15 protein-coding genes are annotated in these 24088 nt (G+C 46.5%); 12 read left to right on the top strand and 3 right to left on the bottom strand.

Going from position 1 to position 24088, the window contains the following annotated elements; translation table 11 throughout:
* Positions 1-256 precede the first annotated feature (256 nt).
* The 5 genes from ACM1ND_RS18550 to ACM1ND_RS18530 all read left to right on the top strand — a co-directional run bounded on the left by ACM1ND_RS18550 (position 257) and on the right by ACM1ND_RS18530 (position 7168).
* Complete coding sequence (locus ACM1ND_RS18550; protein WP_076264706.1) at positions 257-3640, top strand: S-layer homology domain-containing protein; 3384 nt, start codon at positions 257-259, stop codon at positions 3638-3640.
* A 115-nt stretch (positions 3641-3755) separates the two neighbouring features.
* Entirely contained in the window at positions 3756-4157 is a 402-nt protein-coding gene (locus tag ACM1ND_RS18545; RefSeq protein WP_023989581.1) for a VOC family protein, read from the top strand.
* A 109-nt stretch (positions 4158-4266) separates the two neighbouring features.
* Entirely contained in the window at positions 4267-4797 is a 531-nt protein-coding gene (locus tag ACM1ND_RS18540; RefSeq protein ID WP_076264705.1) for a GNAT family N-acetyltransferase, read from the top strand.
* Positions 4798-4996: 199 nt separating this feature from the next.
* Entirely contained in the window at positions 4997-6406 is a 1410-nt protein-coding gene (gene aspA / locus ACM1ND_RS18535) for an aspartate ammonia-lyase (RefSeq protein ID WP_013311251.1), read from the top strand.
* Between the two features lie 174 nt (positions 6407-6580).
* A complete protein-coding gene (locus tag ACM1ND_RS18530; RefSeq protein ID WP_028542537.1) occupies positions 6581-7168 on the top strand; it encodes a restriction endonuclease in 588 nt (195 codons plus the stop codon).
* Between the two features lie 95 nt (positions 7169-7263).
* On the opposite strand, the gene ACM1ND_RS18525 is transcribed toward ACM1ND_RS18530, so the two are convergent.
* Positions 7264-10440 carry a bifunctional cytochrome P450/NADPH--P450 reductase gene (locus ACM1ND_RS18525; protein ID WP_418026432.1) on the bottom strand — a complete coding sequence of 1059 codons (3177 nt, stop codon included), beginning with the start codon at positions 10438-10440 and terminating at the stop codon, positions 7264-7266.
* A 284-nt stretch (positions 10441-10724) separates the two neighbouring features.
* Here ACM1ND_RS18525 and ACM1ND_RS18520 point away from each other — a divergent pair, with 284 nt between their 5' ends.
* The 6 genes from ACM1ND_RS18520 to ACM1ND_RS18495 all read left to right on the top strand — a co-directional run bounded on the left by ACM1ND_RS18520 (position 10725) and on the right by ACM1ND_RS18495 (position 18872).
* Positions 10725-11729: a BMP family lipoprotein gene (locus ACM1ND_RS18520; RefSeq protein WP_069080350.1), complete on the top strand. Its 1005-nt coding sequence runs from the start codon at positions 10725-10727 to the stop codon at positions 11727-11729.
* A gap of 27 nt (positions 11730-11756) precedes the next feature.
* On the top strand, positions 11757-13421 hold the full coding sequence (locus ACM1ND_RS18515; protein ID WP_028542534.1) for a methyl-accepting chemotaxis protein: 1665 nt from the start codon (positions 11757-11759) through the stop codon (positions 13419-13421).
* 206 nt (positions 13422-13627) lie between these two features.
* Complete coding sequence (locus tag ACM1ND_RS18510; RefSeq protein ID WP_418026431.1) at positions 13628-16069, top strand: AraC family transcriptional regulator; 2442 nt, start codon at positions 13628-13630, stop codon at positions 16067-16069.
* A gap of 129 nt (positions 16070-16198) precedes the next feature.
* Complete coding sequence (locus ACM1ND_RS18505) at positions 16199-17206, top strand: tripartite tricarboxylate transporter substrate binding protein (protein ID WP_023989574.1); 1008 nt, start codon at positions 16199-16201, stop codon at positions 17204-17206.
* A gap of 48 nt (positions 17207-17254) precedes the next feature.
* Positions 17255-18256 carry a 2-keto-3-deoxygluconate transporter gene (kdgT, locus tag ACM1ND_RS18500; protein ID WP_341062591.1) on the top strand — a complete coding sequence of 334 codons (1002 nt, stop codon included), beginning with the start codon at positions 17255-17257 and terminating at the stop codon, positions 18254-18256.
* Between the two features lie 262 nt (positions 18257-18518).
* A complete protein-coding gene (locus ACM1ND_RS18495; RefSeq protein WP_013311244.1) occupies positions 18519-18872 on the top strand; it encodes a hypothetical protein in 354 nt (117 codons plus the stop codon).
* Between the two features lie 83 nt (positions 18873-18955).
* On the opposite strand, the gene ACM1ND_RS18490 is transcribed toward ACM1ND_RS18495, so the two are convergent.
* Together ACM1ND_RS18490 and fdhF are read right to left on the bottom strand one after the other, a co-directional pair.
* Positions 18956-19438 (bottom strand): DUF1641 domain-containing protein, encoded by a 483-nt coding sequence (locus ACM1ND_RS18490; protein WP_068942430.1) that lies wholly within the window; start codon positions 19436-19438, stop codon positions 18956-18958.
* A 12-nt stretch (positions 19439-19450) separates the two neighbouring features.
* Positions 19451-22393, bottom strand: a complete 2943-nt coding sequence (gene fdhF, locus ACM1ND_RS18485; RefSeq protein WP_418026430.1) for a formate dehydrogenase subunit alpha — start codon at positions 22391-22393, stop codon at positions 19451-19453.
* 641 nt (positions 22394-23034) lie between these two features.
* On the opposite strand from fdhF, the gene moaA reads away from it, so the two are divergent.
* The gene (moaA, locus tag ACM1ND_RS18480; protein WP_023989570.1) at positions 23035-24048 is read left to right on the top strand and encodes a GTP 3',8-cyclase MoaA; all 1014 of its coding nucleotides are present in this window, start codon (positions 23035-23037) and stop codon (positions 24046-24048) included.
* Positions 24049-24088 lie beyond the last annotated feature (40 nt).

Below are 24088 nucleotides of genomic sequence, written 5' to 3'. Positions count from 1 at the left end.
TCTGAATATGCTACGGCAGGAAGAATTCATTTTTATATGATGGCTTTGCAAACATCCAATAAGCGACTTCCAATGAACAATATATAGACCGAAGTGGTCTAGTGCGTCTATATATTGCACTTTGGAGCGACTGGAATCGAATTTTTCAAAATCCTTACATAATTCAGGTACTAAATTGACTAATTTATGGTATCTTAAAAGAAGAATATATTTGTAAGCGTAATCATAGTAAAAATGGGGAGGGGAGTATCTTTTGATGAAACAAGAATACATAGTAAAAATATTACCCACGAAATTAAAAAGGTTCGGAATCACATGGCTCAGTGTCATACTGGTGCTTTCAGCTGGAGGGCCGGTAGGGTTGTCCAGTGGAAAAGCTTCGGCAGAGCCTGCATCTTTTGCAGGAAAAGAGGTGCAACCTTCACCCGTAACTGTAGGGGCAAGTGTATATGCAGATGTCTATTTTCCTAAAAAGCTTCGCATCCACGATATACAGGGGGTAGCACACCGTTCTCCATATGAAGGACAAAAAGTAGCGGATATTGAAGGCGTTGTCACAATGGTGAAGGGGAGCAGCTTCTATATCCAAGAGATGGATGATCAAGTGGATCAGGATGAAAAAACATCCGAGGCCATTTTAGTGTACAAGCCTAGTCACGGTGCACAGGTAGGGGATGAGGTAAGGGTTAGCGGTTCGGTGAAGGAATACACGGAAAGAACATATGCAAGTAAGCCAATCGACTTGACGACCACAGAAATTGTGGCTTCTTCGGTTAAGGTAATTGCCAATGACCGTCCATCGCCATCTCCAATTTTGCTAGGTGAACAGGGACGTGTGATGCCGACATCTGTTGTGGATAATGACGGAATGAAGGTGTTTGATCCACAGGAGGATGGCTTGGACTTTTTCGAAAGCCTGGAAGGCATGCGTGTAGAGTTGAAGGATGCCACTGTGATTGGTCCTTATGGTTATGAAATTCCAGTCCGAATTGATAACGGTCCAAACACAGGTGAGGTTGTAACGGAGGCAGGCGGACTCATGCTGACAGAAAGAAGTCTGAACCCGCAACGGATTCTGATTGATGCGAAGCCTTCGACATCGTTGAAGACAGGCGATCGTTTTGCGGGTCCTATCACAGGTGTGGTGAGCTATAGCTTTAGCAATTATAAGCTGCTGCCAGAGCGTATGCCGGATGTTGTACCTGGCGGCCTCCAGCCAGCCAACACGCGTTTGTTACGCGATGATCGTAAGCTGACAGTAGCTTCTTTTAATGTGGAAAACTTCGATCCCGGTGATGGAAAACGAATAGATCAGCTGGGGCAGGCTATTGCCGTAAATTTGAATCATCCGGATATCATAGGATTGCTGGAAGTGCAGGATAATAACGGTGAGAAAGACGATGGCACCACAGACGCTTCCGAAAGCTTCCGAGTGCTCATAGAGGCGATTCGTGCTCATGGAGGCCCGGAGTACGCTTTTACAGATATTGCCCCTGAAAATAATAAGGATGGCGGTGCCCCCGGTGGCAACATCCGTGTTGGCTTCTTGTACAATCCGCAACGTGTTACGCTGACCGACAAGCCCAAGGGGGATTCAGTTACGTCTGTCACTTATGGAGTGCAGGGACTCTCTCTCAACCCGGGTCGGATTGATCCCCTGAATGCGTCATTTGAAGACTCGCGCAAGCCGTTGGCCGCTGAATTTGAGTTTGAAGGCGAGCAGGTGATTGTGGTCTCTAACCATTTTAATTCCAAAGGGGGCGATCAAGCGCCATTTGGAGGAATTCAGCCACCTGTGCGAAGCAGCGAAATACAGCGTGCGAAGATTGCAACGATTGTGAATGGCTTTGTAAAGTCGGTACTGCAAGTGAACCCTAAGGCCAATATAGTGGTGCTCGGTGACCTGAATGATTTTCAATTTTCGGAAACGCTGGCTTTGCTACGGGGGCAGGGATTGACCAATCTGATTGACAACTTGGATGAAAAGGAACGGTACTCCTATATTTATGAAGGTAACTCGCAAACATTGGATCATATGCTGGTCAGCCCGTCACTGAGCAAAACATCCGTGCTGGATATCGTTCATATGAATGCAGACTTTAGTGCGGCGGACGGGCGGGTAAGCGATCATGATCCGTTGGTTGCGCAAATAGATTTGCCGCGCAAAACGGAAGAACCACCAACAGATGGTGGGAGTGGCCGAAATGACGATGACGATGACGATGAGGATCAGCAGGATAACGTTGGAAACGCCAACGCTGGGAATAGCAGTAGCAGTAACATGAATGGAACGGTAAATGGGCAGGGTCAGACTGCCAGTAGTGTACCCAATGGAAGCAGCCTGTCTGGTACAAATGTGGTGCAAGTCAAGTCTTTAATGATCGGAGTGGAGCAAAACGGACTGAAAAAGGCAGTTGCTCAAGTAACAGCTGCTGAAATACAAAAGGCCATTCAAAATGGCGCGAAGGGTACGCTTGTGATCCGTGCAGGGGAGCAAGTAGAAGCGAGGACGTACGAGGTTCATTTAAACGGTGAAGCTTTGGGAGCCGTCTTGAACGACCGTATTCATACCCTTCGAGTGGAAACGCCACAAGGTGGATATGAAGTAGCAACAAGTCGTTTGTCTCTTCAGAAACTGGCTGATACCTGGCAGGTGCCTGTAAAACAAATTTCCTTGAATGTTTCCGTCGCTTTGAACGAAGAATTGGCTAAACGCTTGGATGTTCCGACAGGGCGCAAACTGTTACAGGCTTTGGATATCGCCGCTGAGCTGAGAAACGAGGATGGACGGAAACAGCTTTTGGCAGGTAACGGAGACTCTGGTAGTGGGTATGAACGTTATCTGTTACGTGTTCCTGCAACGGTCGATGCAGACCAGCTTGCTGTAGTGAAGGTATCGACCAACCAAGCCGGACAGCTGTCCTATCAGCCTGTTCCTTTTCACGCTGCGAGTGAGGAAATAACCGTGTATGGACGTTCGGGAGGGACTTACGCTGTGCTTGATGGCGGGGCTTCTGGTGAAGTCAGAACGTTCATGGATATATCCGGCCATTGGGCGCAGCAAGACATTACACGGCTGGCGACTCGCCTGCTTGTGACGGGGACCGATTCAACAGCGTCTACAGCTAGTGCGACTCATGAAAGGGACTTAGCGAACATGCATTTTGAGCCTGAAGGCCAGATGCGACGCTCTGAACTGGCAGCGATGCTGGTTCGTGTGCTTGGACTGGAGCGTACAGATCGCACGCTGACGAGCTTTGACGACGTTCAAACCGAATCGTGGTATGCGGATTCCGTACGTACCACAGCAGCAGCCGGGCTGATCAACGGCTATGCTGACGGAAGCTTCCGTCCTAATACACCGGTATCGAGGGAGGAACTGGCTGTGATCATAGAGAGAGCCTTGCGCTTCGCTGGGAACACAGAAGAACATACAGGAGAAGTGAGTGAAAGTATATCTGTATCATTATCGGATGCGCAGGAGATCTCTACATGGGCAGCTCCGGCTGTGAAGACTTTGTCTGGACTAGGTATTATGAAGGGAGACGAGAAAGGCCGTTTTGGCCCGGATACATCTGTGACGAGGGCAGAAGCAGCGATTGTATTATCACGCACACTGGATAAGCTACATTGGGAATAGGAGACTTCATTACACAAATGTCAGATTGATTGACTTTATACGATAGTTAAGTTATCTTTTGTGGAGAGGTAGTATGATAAAGTAGAATGAATGACGAATGAAGAGGTGAAATGTCGTGGGAGTAACAGCTAAACAAATTTTTGTGAATTTACCAGTTAAAAACCTGCAACAGTCCATTGATTTTTTCACTACCATCGGATTTGAATTCAGCGCTCAGTTCACTGATGAACATGCAACCTGTATGGTTGTTAGTGAGCATATTTTTGTCATGTTATTGGTTGAAGAACGTTTTAAAGCGTTCACGACAAAAGAAATTTCAGATGCTACAAAAAGTACAGAAGCGATTGTTGCCTTATCGGTAGAGAGCCGAGAAAAGGTGGACGAGATCGTCCACAAGGCTTTGGAAGCAGGCGGCAAGCCCTCGAACGAACCTCAAGATCATGGTTTTATGTATGGATGGAGCTTTCAGGATTTGGATGGTCATCTGTGGGAGTTCTTTTATATGGCAGAGCAGTAATGGAAATAAGAATGATGAAGTAAACGAAGTATTATGGAAAGTAAGCTATCCTCAAAAGATAGTTTGCTTTCTTTATTGTATGTTATCGAACTCACCGGGAGGAATCACAATGTCTAACGAAATGAGAGTCTACCCTGTTCAAGCTCTGAGCGAAGCCCTGGCAGATTCACTGAGTCGACTGTTAATCGACGTGGTTGCAGACGGTGCATCTATAGGTTTCTTACCCCCATTAGGTTATGAGGAAGCAGCAGCTTATTGGAACAATGTACTTGAGGACGGTGTAGTTCTGTGGATTGCTGAGAAGGACGGAGTACCAGTAGGGACGGTACAGCTGCATTTGGCTCAAAAAGCTAACGCTATTCATCGTGCGGAAATTGCAAAGCTTATGGTGCATCCGTCCGGACGCAGACTGGGGATCGCACGACAGTTAATGAAGGTAGCGGAAGAAGAGGCACTAAGTCAGGATAGAACGTTACTGGTGCTCGATACGCGGGTGGGTGACCCCTCCAATGGACTATACGAGTCGATCGGGTTCGTAGAAGCTGGTGTTATTCCGGGTTATGCTCAATCAGCCGATGGTCAGCTTCATGCCACTCGATATTATTATAAGCCATTAAATCTGTATTCTAGTCATAGCTGAGCATTTACCGAATAATTGTGGTATATACGGGTAATCATAACTTGTCATAGGATTACATAGTTTTTTCCGCGTTTATTCGACTGGAAAAGCACGGGAATAGAAACGTATAATAAAGAGGGGATCAGAAAAGGTCTTTTTATGTCAATTTGGGTGTACTGAATTGAAGAACGTAGCAAACACAGCGGAGGAATCAGAGAATATGAGGTTGGAGCATGATTTTTTAGGTACCAAGGAAGTGCCATCAGATGCCTATTACGGTGTACAAACGCTGAGAGCAAAAGAAAATTTTCCAATTACAGGCCAAAGACTGCACCCTGAGTTGATTAAAGCCATGGCGATCGTGAAAAAGGGAGCAGCGACGGTAAATATGGAACTAACCCGTTTACATCGCCCCAAAGCAGAGGCCATTATTCAGGCTGCTGATGAGATTATACAAGGACAGTTGCATGATCATTTCATCGTCGATCCGATTCAGGGCGGCGCAGGCACGTCCATTAATATGAATACAAATGAAGTGATTGCGAACCGTGCGTTGGAGCTGATTGGCAAGCAACGCGGAGATTATCAGGAGATCAGTCCTAATAATCATGTTAATATGGCGCAATCGACGAACGATGCTTTTCCTACAGCCGTACACTTGGCTGTATTAAGTATGATTGATAAGCTGTTAGCTACCATGAGTGAGCTTCAGGAAGCATTTTCCCGGAAGGCAAATGAGTTTGATAGTGTGATTAAAATGGGCCGGACTCACTTGCAGGATGCAGTGCCCATACGATTAGGGCAGGAGTTTCAGGCTTATGCGCGTGTGCTGGGTCGTGATATCGGACGCGTCCGTGCGACCAAGCAGCACCTGCTAACGATTAATATGGGTGCAACTGCGGTGGGTACTGGCCTGAATGCAGACCGTCGTTATATTCAGCGTGTCGCAGAGGTACTGGCAGAAGTCAGTGGCTTCCCTGTGGAAGCTGACGAAAATCTTGTAGATGCTACACAAAATACGGATGCTTATACTGAAGTGTCTGCTGCCTTGAAAATTTGTATGATGAATATGTCTAAGGTGGCAAATGACATCCGGTTAATGGCTTCCGGACCTCGTGCAGGTCTGGGAGAACTGAGTCTGCCTGCTCGTCAGCCAGGGTCATCCATTATGCCGGGCAAGGTAAATCCGGTGATGTGTGAGGTCATTAACCAAATTGCTTTTCAGGTCATTGGTAATGATCATACAATCTGCTTGGCTTCAGAGGCTGGTCAGCTCGAGCTGAATGTGATGGAGCCTGTACTGGTCTACAATCTGCTGCAATCGCTGGAAATTATGAAGCAGGGCTTCCACGTCTTCCGCATTCATTGTGTGGAAGGGATTGAAGCGAATGTGGAGCGTTGTCGTGAATATGTAGAGAACAGTGTAGGCATTATTACAGCGCTTAATCCGCATCTTGGATATGAGGTGGTATCACGTATTGCTCGCGAAGCAATTACGACTGGGAAATCGGTGCGTGAGTTGTGCTTGCTGTACAATGTACTGACCGAGGAGGAGCTGGACATTATATTGGACCCGTACCAAATGACTCAGCCTGGTATTGCCGGAGAATCTTTGCTGAATCGCGAATAATGATGCGGAGTATGGAGTTTAGACAGCTTTGAGGCAAGACGAAGATAGCCCCGTCGAATCTGGCGGGGCTATTGTTATGTGATAACACAGATGTAATACGGGTGCCAGCGTGCATAGGGGAGTGTCCTGTCAAGGATGATATGGCTACGCTTATGGTAGAAAAGGGAGAGTTGGATGTTGCTAGAGAAATTATTGGCATACAAGGAATTAGGAATAGGACTCATTGTACTTTTAGTGTTGTTTGCGCTCATCATCAGAGGACTGATACGTAGTCGCAGAAATCGGATTTTACGTGATCTGGACCCACGCAAAATTGGAATTCAGGATATAGATCGTATGGAGGATGGCTCGGAATTTGAACTTTATTTGCAACGGTTATTATCCGCGCTTGGCTATAAGGACATCTATAAAACAACCAGTAGCCGGGATTTTGGAGCGGATCTGGTTTTTACAGACCGTGAAGGCGTCAGAGTAGTCATACAGGCCAAACGTTATGGGGTACAACATCCGGTAGGCCTGGGAGCAGTGCAGGAGATCTATACCTCTATGCGTTATTATGCAGCTGACAAGTCCCTCGTCATCACCTCCGGCCGGTACACGGAATCCTGTAAAACACTTGCTGCTGTCAACGGGGTTAAATTATTAGACCGCAACGACTTGATCGACATGATTGATTTATTCAAGACGAAACGGCGCGAGGAAGTCATGGATCTCATAGAAAGTAAAACCGAAGTGATTGCTTCCAAATGGAGCGAAAGATAATCATAAAAGGGACTGAATTACTGGTGACGAGATCGAAGCCCAGTAATCAGTCCTTTTTATTTTTTAACATAATGCTTGCTCTTATATTGTTAACATTAGATGCCTGTCCAGACATCCTTAGCATAGCGTTTCTCCTGTTGGAGACGATCCAACCATTGCTGTGCTTCTTCTTTATTGGTATGGTGTGCTTCCGCGTAAGCAGCACAAAGGGTGTTTTCTACATCGGGAGCCATCCGGCTACCATCACCGCATACATACAGATGCGCTCCTTCATCAAGCAAGTGAATCAGAGTGTCCGCATCTTCCTTCATGACATGCTGCACGTATCTTTTGGGTTGATCGGGCAGACGTGAAAAGGCTGTATGAAGCGTAACGATTCCCTCCTGCTCCCAGGCTTGCAGCTCTTGCTTGTACAGATAGTCAAGCTTCGGATTACGGCAGCCATAGTATAGATGAGCCTCGCCGAGCTGCTCTCCTCTCTCCTTAAGTACATAGCGTGTCTGTAGGAATCCGCGGAATGGTGCCACTCCAGTACCCGGACCGATCATGATGACAGGCACGGCTGGATCTTCCGGTAAACGGAAGCCCGACTGAGGCTTACGCACAAAAATGACAATAGGATCATCTGGTTGGAGCTGTGCCAAATAATTAGAGGCAATTCCTAGGTATTCACCTTGTCCGCTACGGGCTGGTCCACGCACGACGCCCACTGTTATACTCGCCGAATTATCCGATTCAAGCGGAGAGCTTGAGATGGAGTAGTACCTAGGCTTGAGTGGTGGTAACAGCGAGATAAAGTTTTCAAATGGCAGCTCGCAGGCTGGATACTTCTCCAGAATATCCAGCATCGTGACGCGCTTCTGTCGTATCTCTCGATCAAAGGTAGTATCCTCCAGCAAAGCTTCAATTTCTTTCTTGTGCGGTGGACACACTGTAAAGGATGCCAGTTGCCGTAGCTGGGCTCTCGTTGCCGGTTCTTGCAGTTCCACACTGAGAGTGAGCAAATCTCCTATACTGACAGGCCGATCTAAGGGGAGATGCGCCGCATCCCGGTCACTGCCTCTCAATACGATGTAATCCTGTTCCTGTAATTTAAAGCGTTGCATCACCCTTTTGACTAGCGAAGCAGGATTACGCGGCAACACACCAAGGTGGTCACCTTCGCGATAGGACAATCCGGTTGGTAATTTGAGCTCCAGATGTCGTGTACTGCGTTCACTTTCAGCAGCAAGCAGCTCACGATTCGCTGTAACGACGGCGGTCACTGCTCCGTAGTTGTCTGCAAGAGGTGTACTGAGTATGGCGCTGACGAACTCTATGCTCAGGCTGTTGCTGTCCTGCGGTTCTGTATCATTGTGCTCTACCCCGAAAGCATTCAACAAATCCGGCCATAAGCCGTGGTTCCAAGCTTCCCAATCCTTCTCGAAGTCACCGCTGGCATCGCCCTCACCCCGGTCATACAGTTGCTTTGCCCCTTTGGCAGACATCAGCTCGTCGATCAGCCTTGGAATACGCTGATACGTGCTGGTCCAATTGCGGTCGCCGCAGCCGAATACAGCATATCTTACGCCTGCCAGTTGCCCTTCGCCTGCCTGCTCCAACCATTGTACAAAGGCATCAGCATTGTCTGGCGGATGCCCATTATAAGATGCGGTCGTAATAAGTACCACGCCTTCTTTAGGCAAATTGTCCACACGATCATTCAGAGTTGCTATGCTACTGTTGAAACCCCAATTTCGACCTAAATCGGCTAGTTCACCTGCAAGTCCCTCAGCTGTACCCAGATTCGAGCCGTACAAAGAAAGCAAAGAAGTATCATGTTTTTCGGCATGGGGGGGTGCAACCTTTTGTTCCTCTTGTTCATGAAGTTCTTGAACGGCACCTGGCAGCATAACGGCAGTCTGTGTGCTGCGCGGGCGTACTTGAATGGTGAAGCCCTCCGGCTTGAGTGTGAGCGTTTCTTTGACTTTCAACTCATAATGAGTATGATCAATCAGCTCAAAATGTTTCAGTACCATACCCAGCACAAGAGTGGCCTCCTGTAAGGCAAACTGCTGTCCAATACAGGCGCGTTGACCGTTGCCAAACGGTTTGTAGGCATCTTGCGGAATGGCGGATGGGTCCTCGAAGCGCTCCGGTCGAAATTCCTCAACATCTTCGCCCCAAGCCTCGGTATCACGGTGCAGTTTTGGAATGAGTACATTGACGCTGTCACCTTTTTTAAGTGGGTAGGTTCCGTCGAGCAACGTATCTTCTTTGGCAAAGAGAGAGAAGGCGGGCGCTGTCGGCCATAGTCGCAGAGCTTCATTCAGTATCATCCTTATGTACTTGAGTTCACGAACCTGAGTATAAGAAGGCAGCGAATCGGTGAGCACGCGATCCACTTCTTCATAAGCCTTGGTTAGCGTTCGCGGATTCTTAAGCAAATAGTAAATGGCAAAGGATAAAAGCCCACTGGTCGTTTCATGACCGGCGATGAGGAAGGTGATGATCTGATAGCGGATATTTTCATCATCCAGCGTCTCACCAGTTTCTGGATCTTTGCCTTCCAGCATACGTGCCAGTAAATCCTCTTCTCCTTGGTTGCCAAGGGTTTTGCGTTCTTGAATAATGCTGTCTACCAGAGAAAACATCGTTTCGATATCGTTTTTAAACTGCTTTTTCTTCGATAACATCAGCTTGTTTTGCAGATTAAGGCGTTGCAGCTGACCCATCGCTTCATCTAATGCGCGTGTCATGCTGGTCACGAACGGATGGGGCTGATCGCGGTAGAAGCTGTTAAAACGATAATTAAAGCCGCATAATCCGATCGTATCCAAAGTCAGCCGGGTCATATCTTCCGGTACCTCTACACTTTCATCGGGATTAAGCCGAGACCATTTCTGTATCAGCTGAACAGCAAGATCAAGCATCATATTGTGGTAACCCTTCATAGCTCTCTGACTGAAGCTTGGTAGCAAAATTTGGTGGGCCTTGCGCCAGTTCGGTTCCTCAGTCCAGCTTGTGAATAGTCCGTCTCCTGCAAAAGCTCGTACTTTTTGTAATGGAGCCCACACTTGTTTGTCGAAACGGGATTCATCACAAGCATCTGCGACCAGCTTATGACCGGAAATATAAATGTTCGTTCCTTCAGGCAGATCCATGCGAAAAATTGGACCGTACTCATAAGAAAGCTTAACCAAAGACTGGACAGGGGCATGTGTATCGATCAAGGGCAGATTACCTAAGGGACCATAAGTTTTGGGCTGTGGAATTAAATCTGTCGAAGTCATTTTTAATGTTGCTCCTTTCGAATTGAAATAGAGTGATGGTTTCAGAGTACCTATGTTTTCCAAATTACACTTTATTCTTACGATATAAACGAAAATAAGTGAATTTGGACAGTTCGTATAATAAAAGAAGCATAAAAATATACATTTTTTACATATAGAGAAAAATAATCTTATTTATCATGTTCTATTTACAATGAATTTACAGAAACTCTTATGAAAAAATATGCTTTTATAACCGATATAAAGATGTTGGGGATTTCCAAATTATGCTGAGGTGATATGTCATGAAAAAGCGAGCTGAATTATTAAATTTTAGGTGGATTCCCATTGTCACAATCTTTGCATTATTGCTAAGTGCATGTGGGCAATCGGCAGCACAAACCAAGGCTCAGCCCATTAAGGTGGGAATCGTACTGTCAGATATTGGTCTGGGTGACCAATCTTACAGCGACGCTGCTTTTCGAGGTTTGGTCAAAGCACGGGATGAGGGGAAAATTGTTTTTGAATACCGAGAAATAACGGAGACCAAGACGTATGATGCGGCTTTTGAACAGCTTGCTCAAGAAAAAGCTGATTTAATCATTGGGCTGGGTTACATGGTGAAGGACAGCTTGGAATCCATTGCTAAAAAATATCCAGACCGTAAATTTTTAATCGTGGATGAGAAATCAGATTTACCGAATGTGGCCTCTATTAGCTTCAAAGCAGAAGAGGGCAGTTTTATGGCTGGAGTCGTTGCTGGTTTGACGAGTCGCACCGAACAGGTGGGTTTTCTCGGAGGTGCGGAATCTCCTTTGTTGAAAAAATTTGAAATTGGGTATCGCGCAGGGGTGCAATCAGTCAAGCCAAATGCCAAAGTTACTGCAACGTATGCAGGAGATTTTGGAAAGCCGGAACTGGGTACGGAAATTGCAGATGACATGATTAATCAGGATCAGATTGATGTCATCTTTGCAGCCGCAGGTCTTACGGGTGTAGGTGCGCTGCAGGAAGCGCAAAAGCAGCATAAATTCGCCATCGGGGTCGATAGCGACCAGTTTTTTATTGCGGAAAAAGCGGTAGTGACCTCGATGTTTAAAAATGTAGACATTGCAATTTATACAGCAGTCAAAGGCTTTGCAGATCATCAAAGAAAATTTACGGAGAAGGATATGGTGTTTGGTCTTGCGGAAGATGGTGTAGGTTTAGCGCCTATTCGTGTCGTGACACTGAGTCCGGATCAGCAAAAGTTGTTGGATGATTTAAAGGAAAAAATCAAATCCGGCACACTGACTGTTCCCACCCAATAAATTTTCGCAAACGGAGGATGAAAGCTGATGAAACTGCAAGGTAAACTGGTGCTGAACGCGATGATTTCCTTGATCGCTTGCCTGGCTTTAGTGGCTTATATCATTTTTGAATTAATTCGTATTAACTCGCAAAGTAGTAATCTGGTTCCGGCTATGTTGAATGTACAGCAGCTCAATGCCTATTTGATTCAGTCAGGGCAGGCACTGCAAAATTATTCAGCTTCCATGACGGAGAGCAACAAAGCCGATGTGCAAAATCAACTGACTCAGTCTGAAAAGACGATTGCTTTGCTTTCACAGGGCATGTTGCAAACCGAAGCGCAGCAAAAGCGACTGAATACGATTAAAACAAAATTCAGCCAATTGAAAGTAGCAACGGAGAAAGCCATGAGTACCCAAAACAGCCCGGAGTCCAAGCGGGAGGCCATGCGTGCCCAAGGGATTCAGAACGATGTATTTATGCTGGATCTGCTGACCAAGGCACGTTATGACCAATACACAGAAGATTTGACCAAGAGCATTCGTTTTACATGGCAATTGGCCTTGGCAGGTGCAGTTATACTTCTGGTGGCGGTTGGGCTATATAATACATATACATCCAGGCAGCTTGCCCTTAGAACACGCAAATTAACGGATGCCGCAAAGCAAATTGCTGAGGGAAATCTGACAGTGCAGCTTGCCCAAACCAAGGGACGCGATGAGCTGGACGAGCTCAATGAATCTTTCCGGGTGATGATCGGGAACTTGCGCAGCATTGTACTCTCCATTGATCAGGCGGGTAATCGTGTCGATCTGATGGCTCGGGATATTGATCAGCATAATGAGGCCATGAAGGAAATTGTGACACAAGTCAGCACGTCAACAGAGGAACTGGCAATAGGCAGTCAGAAAATTGCTGAGGATCTGTCGTCGACAGTTGGCGTTGTGGACGAGATGCAGCAGAAGTTTGAATCGAATCTACTGGAAACCACACAATCGACCGCGTATAGTGAGGATGCTTTGCGTGTCATTGAGCAGGGTACGCGGGTCATGAGCGATCAACTGCGTATTGTTGCAGAAAATCGTTCAGCCATGTCCGAAGTGGAGCAGACGGTCAAGGAGCTGGAGGCTAATGCAGCCGAGATTACAACCATGACTGGATACGTCTCCGAAATTGCCAGCCAAACATCGCTGTTGTCCTTGAATGCTTCTATTGAAGCTGCACGTGCAGGTGAAGCAGGAAAAGGTTTTGCTGTTGTTGCCAATGAAGTGAAAAAGCTGGCGAATCAATCAGAGTCTGCTGTAAAGAAAATTTATACTGCTGTTGACAGTATCACGCAGGCTATGGATAAGGTGAAGACTTCTGTGGCGCAAAGTCAGGAGCTGTTCCGTGAGCAGGAGAAGGCAACCTCCTCAACCGGAGAATCGTTTACAGAGATTAGTGGCAAAGTGCAGCAAATTGCCGGCCAAGTCAGCAAGTTATCAACGGACATGAATGTATCGCGAGAACTGAGCGTACAGGTACAGCAAGCTATCGAAAATATCAGCGCAATCACTCAGCAATCCGCCGCAGGCAGTGAAGAGATTACGGCTTCCACGGTAGAGCAGAAGCGTTCATTTGAGGAATCGGCTGAGAAGGTAAAAGAGCTTCGTCAGATTCGCGAGGAAATGCAGCGGGAGCTAGATCGTTTTCAGGTGGAAAAGACAAGCTAAAACCTGTGAAGCAAGTATCTGTTTTTGCTGAATAATGAATACAAGCAGTGCCAAAGAAGAAGTTCTACCTTGTACAGGGAGACCTCTTCTTTTTTATATGAATGTTGTTCCTTATATTAAGTTTGAATTACATAGGCAGGGAATTCCGACTCTTGCGTCAAATAGTAATAGGGAGAATATGTCACCATTATATGGGTCAGAGGAAGATGGACAACGAAGTCCGGAAGGATGAAGTTACGGGAATGCTGCGACTTAAGCTTCGATTGATACTGAAAAATAAACAGACAAGATTGATTCTACTGCTTACTCTGTGCGTGTCGCTTGTGATTAGCGTGATCGGCTTGCTATCGTATTCAGGATACCGTGAAGGTTTGGATACCGAGCTGAACACACCCAATATAGAATTATTGCAAATCAATCTGGATGTGACCAATCGGGCTTTTCGTGAGTCTGATAACAAGGCGCTGGACGCAGCCTATCATCCGGATGTAGAGGCTTTTGTACGTGTCCAAACGGACGGGAAATCGCTGGAAGACAACGTCTCCGTCATAGATCGGCTTCACAAATACTTGAAAACCCTTTCTTCGCACGAAGAAATTTATTCGGTTGAAGTTATTTCTTTGGACAATCATGCTCTCGTATCCAGCAATTATGGTTACATGCCTGATTGGAAGCAGGCACCGGATACCACATGGGTTCCCTGGATTCAGGACATTCAAAAAAAGCCGTTGTTGATTAAGCGGAGATGGTACGGCACCGATCGTGAGCAGGGGACAGTAGAGCTGCTTTCGCTGGCCAGGCCCATAGTAGAGGATGGTCAGGTCATGGGTGCGGTGCTAATCAATCTGGATTATGACCGTTTTTTCTCCAAACTCTATATTCATTTATCCAACTCACAATACGTGTATGATCTGGAGGGCGAGTTAATCTATCCCAAGCTGAAATCGTCCTTACCCTTAAATGATATGGGCAGGATTTTGAAAGAGCTGGATGTGAGCCCCTATGCTTATGTGGAGATAGGGGACATGGAATATATGGCCAACCAAACCTTTTCAGATGTAACGGGCTGGCGTCTAGTATCGCTCGTTCCGATGGACAAGCTGCTGAAAAATGTAAAGCTGGCGCGCAATATGATGCTGTGGCTTGCCTTTATCTCCATACTGGCTGGGTGCTCAGCAGTTTACTATTACAATTATGCAGCTTTTCGCCCCATGAAAAAAATTAATAGCCTATTAAATTCGGGCAATAAGGGAACGCGCCAAGGAGGATTGTATGACCTGGAACCTGTGATTAGCAAACTGGTTGGAGAGTTTCACCGCAAATCATTGGTGGTAGAGCGAAGCCTGCCGGAGCTGCGTTCCAAATATATGGAAGATGTCATCCAGCGTAGAATGGGCATACAGGAAATGCGTATGAAATGGGAACAGTATTTTTCCGATTGGGACGGCCATTCTTTGTTTGTCATGATCGTGTCCATTGACCGGTATTCTGCGTGGGCTGCAAGCTTTCCAGAAGAAGATAAAATGCTGCTCAAGTATGCGCTGAACAATATTTTGCTAGAGATGCTCGAACCTTACTGGAAAGCAGTATGCTCGCCGGAGGAGGAAAGTGGTTTTATTGTGCTGTTACAGTTCAGTGAGAGTTCGAATGAAGTTGGTACAGAGACTGACCTCCAAGAGAGCATTTTGCTTCAGAAAAGCGTGGATAGGCTGATTCAGGTTGTCGGTGAGTATCTTCCTTTGACTATTTCTATAGGGATTGGTCATATAGTCACGGATATTCAAGAGGCACGGGCGTCTTTTATAAAAGGAAAAGAGGCCCTTAATTTGCGTTTGTATGAGGGGTATGGACGTTCATATACGAATATAGACAGCAGCATAAGTGTGAAAAAGGATAACACAGTGGATGAACAGTCAAAGGAGCAGATTCAGGATTCAACATTGCTGGACAATCGGCGTGTGGAAATGATTCGTGCCCTGGAGTCACAGGAACCTGGTGCAAGTGTAAAGCTAATCAGCCACTGGGTAGAAGAACTTCGACTCCACAGAACATCCCCAGCCCAGGTCTACTTGTTTGTTCATGGATTGCTGGAAGATTTGCTAAAATGGTGTACCACTCAGAGTGTGACGCCGCCGGATCAGCTTGCTGATTACCACTGGAATCAGATTCTGACACTAGACCTTCAAGACATTGAGGTATTGCTGGTCATTATGTTGACTGATATCGAAGAAAAATGGCACGGTCGCATTCAGTCCAAAGATTTTGTGCGTGTACAAGAGATGATCGAATATATGGAACATCATTTGCATTTGAACATCGGGCTTCAGGAAATTGCGGATCATGTTCACATGAGCGTGTCCTCGGTGAGCAGCATGTTCAAGGAAGAAACGGGGACCACCGTTTACGATTATTTGACTGGATTACGCGTAAAAAAGGCATGCACATTACTATGTGAAACCCATTTGAAAATCGGTGAAATTGCAGAACAGGTCGGATACCGAAATGAGAACAGCTTTATTCGGGTATTCCGCAAGCACAAACAAGTGACCCCAGGGAAATTCAGACAAATCAGCAAATCTTCCAATGAATATGCAGATCGGTCAAAAGGCCGATACTTTGGCGAAATAGAAGATAAATACGAAGATTAAGCGATAGCTGTAGCCCTCCACGTTGCGGTACATTGACTTCATGTAAACGCAAACAACAAGACCGAAAACGTTGGAGGTGAAAACGGGCGCATGACGGGCCCAGTTCATTTTTGGAGAAGAGGAAACATAATGAAGAAAAAGCCATGGCAAAAATATGTGCTGGTTGCGGCTGGAGTAGCTATGCTTTCTGCCTTGAGTATCAGTGAATATGTGGATCACCGCACCCTGCAGGATCACAGCCGTATATTTCCTACGAAGCCAATAACACTCGTCGTTCCTTATGCGGCCGGAGGCGGTACAGATATTACCGCGAGAGCGTTGGCGAAAGCCGCCGAAAAGCATCTCGGTCAGCCGATCATCGTCGTTAATCGAACGGGAGGAGGCGGTTCTGTCGGGCTGATGGAAGGGGCTGAGGCGCAGGCGGACGGTTATACTGTAACGTATCTGGTCGCTGAGCTGACTACGTTGCCTCATTTGGGACTGCTACCGCTCACCTATGAGCGATTTAAGCCGCTGCTTCAAACCAATATGGACCCTTCCGCCATTACGGTCCGGGCGGATGCACCATGGAAGACAGCGGAGGCATTTCTGGAGGATGCTGGGGCCCATCCCGGCAAGCTCAAAATGGGGAATGCAGGCACGGGGAGCATATGGCACCTTGCTGCCGCAATGCTGGAGCAGAAAAGCGGAGTCCGCTTTACCCATATCCCTTATGAGGGAGCAGGCCCAGCCGTCTCCGCTTTGATGAGCGGATTTGTGGATGCTGTACCCGTCAGTCCCGCAGAAGTGAAGAAATACGTGGACGAAGGGAAACTTCGCATACTGGCGATCCAGGCAGACACTATTTCGGAAGCGTTTCCAAAAGTGCCGACACTACAACAAGCCACTGGGCTGCGTGTACATTTTATCGGTACTTGGAGAGGGCTGGCTGTACCCAAGGATACACCGGATGAAGTTGCTCAAACGCTGACGGATGCACTGATCAAGGGGACGAAAGACGAGGAATTCAGGGAGGAAATGCGTAAGCATGGGTTGGGATTGCGTGTCCAGGATGCAGAGGCATTCGCGCAGCAACTGAAGGAGAGTCATGATACCTTCGCAAGACTGATTCCCGAGCTCGGCTTGAGCCGCAAGTAATACGGCCTTGTTTTTGCATTGGCAAAAACGAAAGGGTTGAACGAAGTAATGAAAATCAAACAAAACATTGATAAAATTCCAGGGGGCATTATGCTGGTGCCGCTGTTTATTGGCGCACTTTTTCATACATTTACTCCATGGGCAGGCGACTATTTTGGATCTTTTACCAAGGGGCTGATGACAGGTACGGTACCCATTTTAGCAGTGTGGTTTTTTTGTATGGGTGCTTCTATAGATGTGCGAGCGACGGGTACTGTATTGCGTAAATCAGGAACGCTCGTATTGACTAAAATCGCGGTTGCGTGGGTAGTGGCGATCATTGCATCCAGATTGCTGCCTGTTGGTGGTGTAGAAAGTGGACTATTTGCAGGTTTGTCAGTGCTGGCGCTGATCTCGGCTATGGATATGACGAACGGCGGGTTATACGCCTCCATTATGCAGCAGTATGGCTCCAAGGAAGAGGCAGGAGCATTTGTACTGATGTCACTGGAATCGGGTCCGTTGGTGACCATGATTATTTTGGGTAGCACCGGGCTGGCCGTTTTTGAACCGCAGACATTTGTGGGGGCGGTATTACCATTTTTGGTCGGCTTTATGTTGGGCAATCTGGATCATGATTTCCGAAAATATTTTGGGAACGCAACGCAAGCTTTGATTCCATTTTTCGGTTTTGCACTTGGTTGTTCCATTGACCTGAGTGTCATTGTCCAGACAGGTATGCTTGGTATTTTATTGGGTGTTTTTGTCATTATCATTACAGGTATTCCACTGATTTTGGCGGACAAATATATCGGTGGTGGCAACGGTACAGCAGGAATTGCAGCCTCTAGTACAGCAGGAGCAGCAGTAGCCAATCCAGTCATTGTCGCCAATATCAAGCCTGAGTTTCTGCCTGTTGCGCAATCTGCAACGGCCTTAGTTGCCGCTTCGGTCATTGTGACCTCGATTTTAGTACCTATTCTGACGGCATACTGGGCCAATTATATGAAGCGTAAGGGGAAATCCCAAGGAGCAGGGCCTGTAAATCCAGGGACGAATGTACCTAAATGAGGATTTTGCAAAAATCCAATAAGCGACTTCCAATAAACAATATATAGATCGAAATGGTCTAGTTCGTCTATATATTGCACTTTGGAGCGATTGGAATCGGATTTTGCAAAATCCTAAAATAAAGTTTGGATGATGATGCTCTCAACTTATGGACCTTTCCATTACCCGGGAAATGCTTTTGCAGTTATACCTTCAATCCTAACATTACAAAACTTGTCCTAAAACGCTTCTGCAAACATACATATGTAAGCAGAGGAGCGTGATGGGATTGGAAAACAAGGTGCGTCGCTACTACCAGTTAAAGCAAAAGCAAAAAGAAATTGAAGGTGAACTGACTGATTTGCGTAATGACATTACCGCTCATTGTGCACAGCAGGAAGTATCAGATTGGGAAATTGGCAACTACCGAGTCAAGATTATACAGCAGCACCGCAAGGAATACGATCATACAAAGCTGTATGATTCACTGCCTGATCCGCAGCTATGGCGCTTGTTTTCCAAGCCGGATACGTCGAAGATTGCCAGTTTGCTTAAGCTCAAGGTCATCGCAGAGGAGCAAATAAAAGATGCTGTTTCTCTTAAAACGGTGACGCTATTGCAGGTGGATAAAAAATAAATAAAAAGAGCTGCCCCCGTTTTCGGAGCCAGCTCTTTTTATTGTCTGTTGTTTACTAGTCTTCCATCTTCACGCTCTATGAATTATTTATCAGACAAACTTTTTCCCACTCCTTTGAGAAAATGAATACCAAATCCCATTGCCCGGTTTACATCTGGATCATTCATCGCCTTCATAAGATCGCGCAGACGAGTCTTTTTATTCTGCTTTAGATGTTCTTCGGCTTCGTTCAGGCCATTGGTAACGCTATTTGTCAGCTTTTTCATCAGCTCGGGGTCTACCTCAGACAGCATCCCTGCTGCTCCCATGAGATTATTGATGATGTTCGTCACAGGCTTACGAGTCGCTTGTCCTACAGCGATTTTGGCGATGCTTTCTTTGGCTTTTAGCATAGACTGAGCTGCTTCGAGAAGACCACTGTCGTGCAGCTCGCGTACGATTTCAAGCGTCTTCTGCAATGCCGCCCCATTGTCCGCCAGATCAGCAGTAAGCTGATCCAGCGATTGTTTTTGCCGTTCTTCTTCTGTCAGAACGCGTTTTCTCACAATTGAAATAGGCTTAGCCACGGCTTGACCTCCTTATTTTTGATCCACTAAATCGACATAACCGGGACGGTTCCACTTACGGTCCACTTCAACCCCATTTTGCGGATGACGTTTTTTGTAACGCGGATTGATACGTGGTAGTGGATTTTGACCGTCTACCTCCAAAATTTGCATCCGTACTTTGGCTTGTTTATAGGCCGGTGTACGGGTGACCACATCGAACGCTCCACCAGTTAACAGATTGACCGCACCATCATGGCTGGTAGAGTGCATTGGCACATAAATTTCAGTTCCCTGCACCCGGTCTGTCACCAGAACACGTAGCTTGACCGCACCATAAGGGGATTCCAGTCGAACCAGCGATCCATTAGTGATTCCGCGCTCCTCAGCCAATTCAGGTGACACTTCCACAAATACTTTTGGAAGTTTGAGCTGAATACCCGCTGATTTGGTCGTCATATTTCCTTCATGAAACTGTTCGAGCAGTCGACCATTATTTAAGGTCAAATCGAATTCAACGGGGTACTCTTTCGGTGGTACATATTCGAAAAGTCCCAAACGCGCTTTTTTATCCGGAAAGTTAAAGCCGTTGGTGTGCAGCAGCGGTGTATTGCTACCATCCGGCGATCCCCAGTGGAAGCTGTTCCAGCCTTCCAATACGTCATAATTACATTGGGAGAAAAATGGAGTGAGCGACGCCATTTCCTCAAAAATTTCACTTGGATGGCTGTAATCCCAATCAAATCCCATATGCTTGGCAAATTGGCTGAAAATCCACCAATCTGGTTTGCTGTCTCCTATAGGGCGGAGTGCTTCATATAAACGCTGAACACGACGTTCGGTGTTCGTAAAGGTTCCGTCTTTTTCGAGTGAAGGTACGGCTGGCAAAATAACGTCAGCGAATTCAGCTGTCTTGCTCAGAAATACATCCTGAACGACAAGGAAATCCAAGTTCGCCAGCATTTCTTGGGTATGGTTGGAGTCGGCATCCACCCATGCCATCTCTTCTCCAGCGATATACATCGCTTTGAGCTTACCTGTTTCAATGGCTTCCAGCATCTGAATGTTGTCCAGTCCGCGTTGACCTGGAATTTGTACGCCGTAGGCCGCTTCAAACTTGGCACGAATGACATCGTTCGTCACGGGCTGATAGCCCGGGAAAATATCCGGCATTGTACCCATATCGGCAGCACCCTGCACATTGTTATGTCCGCGAAGCGGATATGCGCCTGCACCCGGACGCATAAAGTTTCCAGTCACCAGCAGCAGGTTGGCAATTGCAATCGAAGTGTAAGAGCCTGCGATGTTTTGCGTCACACCCATGCCCCAACAAATGGCAGTGCCGTCGGCTTCGTGAATCAAAGTCGCTACCTCAATCAGTGTCTCTTTGGAAATACCAGTTTCCTGTTCGGCAAATTCCAGGGTGAAACGCTCTAGCAACTTCAAATATTCAGGATAGAAGTTTACATGCTCTTCAATGAATTTTGCATCATGCCAGTTTTGCTCAATGATGTATTTGGCTACAGCGGATAACCATACATAATCAGTACCTTGCTTCGGACGAATGAACAGATCTGCGCGTTCTGCCATTTCATGCTTGCGCAGGTCGACCGAGATCAACTTTTGACCGTGCAGCTTATGCGCACGTTTGATACGAGTAGCCAGCACTGGATGTCCTTCTCCCGGCGCGCAACCGACCAGCATGACCAAACCTGCTTTGGCAATGTCTTTAATCGTACCGCTGTCCCCACCGATGCCTCCGGTGTATTGCAGCCCCCATGACGCAGGAGATTGGCAATACCGTGAGCAATTATCGACGTTATTCGTTTGGAAGACCTGACGAGCCAACTTCTGCATCAAATAGTTTTCTTCATTGGTAAATTTGGACGAAGAAATAAAGCCGAGTGCCTCACCGCCGTAAGTTTCTTGAATAGCTCCCATTTTGCTGGCCATCAGGCTCAAGGCTTCTTCCCAGGTTGCTTCCACAAATTCGTCACCTTGACGAATTAAAGGGGAGGTCAGACGCTGATCACTGTTCACAAAATCCCAGCCAAATTTCCCTTTTACGCATGTCGAGATACCGTTAACAGGTCCCTCAGAGGTAGGTTGTACCTTCAAAATTTTGCGGTCTTTGGTCCAAACCTCAAAGCTGCAACCTACACCGCAAAACGTACAGACGGTTTTCGTTTTTTTCGTACGGGTTTCACGCATCGCTGCTTCGGCTTCGGAAATAGCAAAAATCCCACTATAGCCCGGCTCCACTTCCTTTATTAAATCCACCATCGGATTTAATAAATCCTTGTTCATGCCACTCATGAAGCCTGCTTCTCCCAGCATGGATTTCTCCATCAAGGCATTGCATGGGCAGACGGTTACACACTGACCGCAGCTAACGCAGGAGGAATCGTTAATCGCAACCCTGTCGTCCCATATGACGCGAGGGCGTTCAGCTTCCCAGTCAAGGGAGAGCGTTTCATTGACCTGAAGGTTTTGGCATACCTCTACGCACTGGCCGCATGCAATACATTGATTGGGGTCATATCGATAGAAGGGATGAGACATATCTACTTCTGTCGGGTCAACTTTCGGTTGATACGGATATTTTTGATGTTCAATTTCCATTAGCTCTGCTGTATTATGCAAAGTACAATTACCGTTGTTGTTATCGCACACTGTGCAGTAGAGGAGATGATTTTCCAGCAATCGGTCCATAGCCTCGGTTTGAGCTGCTTTCGCGCGATCCGAATGTAAATGAATATTCATTCCATCGGAAGCCAGTGTCGAGCAGGAACGCATAAGTTTTCCGTCCACTTCCACGATACATGTGTCACAGGTACGGATCGGATCGACTTCGGGAACGTAACACAGCTGGGGATGGGCGATGTTGTTTTCGTTAATCACTTCAAGAATCGTTGCGCTGTTCTTCGTTTTCAGTTCCTGTCCGTTTAATGTAATTTTGATCGCACTATCAGTCACGGTTCAGGCTCCTTTCAGATTTTAAATTTAAAAATTAGGAATAAAAAAACTCCACCATAAACACAAGTGCTCGTGTTCCAGCACTTGTGTTTATGGTGGAGTAGTGACCAAGCTCTAGGTCCTGGAGGCCAATCCGCCATTTGAATATGTATTAATAACAAACAGTACGCACCGTCTGTATATCAATAACTTCTGAATAACTTAGATATGTCATTTTCTGCATGTCATCTCGTGTAACTATAACGTAAAATTTAAGATAGTTCAACGGTACATTATTAATTTTTTAATTGATAATGATTATCGTCTGAGAAATCGAAAAATCATTGACAAACGTTCCAGGATTGCTAACAATAGGAATGTAACCTATTTCAGAGCAATCGTAAATGGAGTGTACGTGGGAATCGCGTATATTTTATTTGTCGCAGCGCTTGTTAGTTTGATTTTTCTATATCACATGATGTGGGATTCGTAAAATCCTGATGTAGATAAATTAACCGGCATTTAGCAGATTCTTCGATATTCATAAGCGAAGAAGTTGTTGTGATGCCGGTTTTTTTGGTTCAGTATAAAATGAATGGAAATACCGTTCCAATTTAGAGTGTAAAGAGTTTTATTAATGAAGACGGATTGAGGTGAACAGGATGGCGAACCGGAGCGACGATCAATGGAATCGTCCGTTACGGGACTTAAGAATATCCGTCATAGACCGATGTAATTTTCGGTGCCGATATTGTATGCCGGAAGAAATATTTGGCCATGACTATCCGTTTTTGCCAAAAGAAAAAATATTGACCTTTGAGGAAATTACGCGCCTTTCCCGTATTTTTGTCTCGCTGGGTGTTACGAAGCTGCGCATTACTGGTGGTGAGCCGTTGCTGAGGAAAAATTTGTCCTCGCTTATTCATTCGTTAACTCAACTCGATGGGGTTGAGGATATTGCAATGACGACAAACGGCGTATTTTTGCCTAAATATGCTGTAGCACTGCGAGAGGCGGGACTAAAGAGAGTGACGGTTAGTCTGGATTCGCTCGATGATGATCGGTTCCGCCAAATGAACGGGGGCAGAAGCAGTGTAAAGGCGGTGCTGGATGGTATTGAGGCTGCGGCTCAAGCAGGGATGCAGGTGAAAATAAACATGGTCGTGCAAAAGGGCTTTAACGATCAGGATATTGTTCCCATGGCCGACTATTTCCAAAAGAAAAAGCATATTTTACGTTTTGTTGAGTTTATGGATGTAGGCAACACCAATGGCTGGAAATTGGATCAGGTCGTTTCCAAGCAGCAGATCATCGAAGCCATTCACGAGCATATGCCGTTAGAGCCTGTCCCACCCCAGTACAAAGGTGAGGTGGCGACGCGCTACAGGTATCAGGACAGAGACGGGGAAATCGGCATTATTTCGTCTGTTACGGACGCCTTCTGCTCCACATGTACACGAGCGAGAATTTCTGCTGAAGGCTCCTTGTACACGTGCCTGTTTGCCTCGCAAGGGTACAAGCTTCGCGCGATGCTGCGTTCCGAACAGTCCGATGACGAGATTAGAGCTTACATTGAGCGTGTTTGGAGAGAACGTACCGATCGCTATTCAGAGGAACGGCTGAATCATACACAGCAAGCAACATCTAAAATTGAAATGTCACACATCGGCGGGTGAGCCGAAGAGCCAGCCTGTCAGAAACAAGGGAGTGGAGCAC

Origin of the sequence: Paenibacillus sp. JJ1722 (genome assembly GCF_048282685.1) — a bacterium.
GTDB classification, from domain to species: Bacteria; Bacillota; Bacilli; order Paenibacillales; family Paenibacillaceae; genus Paenibacillus; species Paenibacillus polymyxa_B.
Note: the sequence above shows the minus strand (reverse complement) of the source record. Positions and strands in the feature narration are given on the sequence as shown.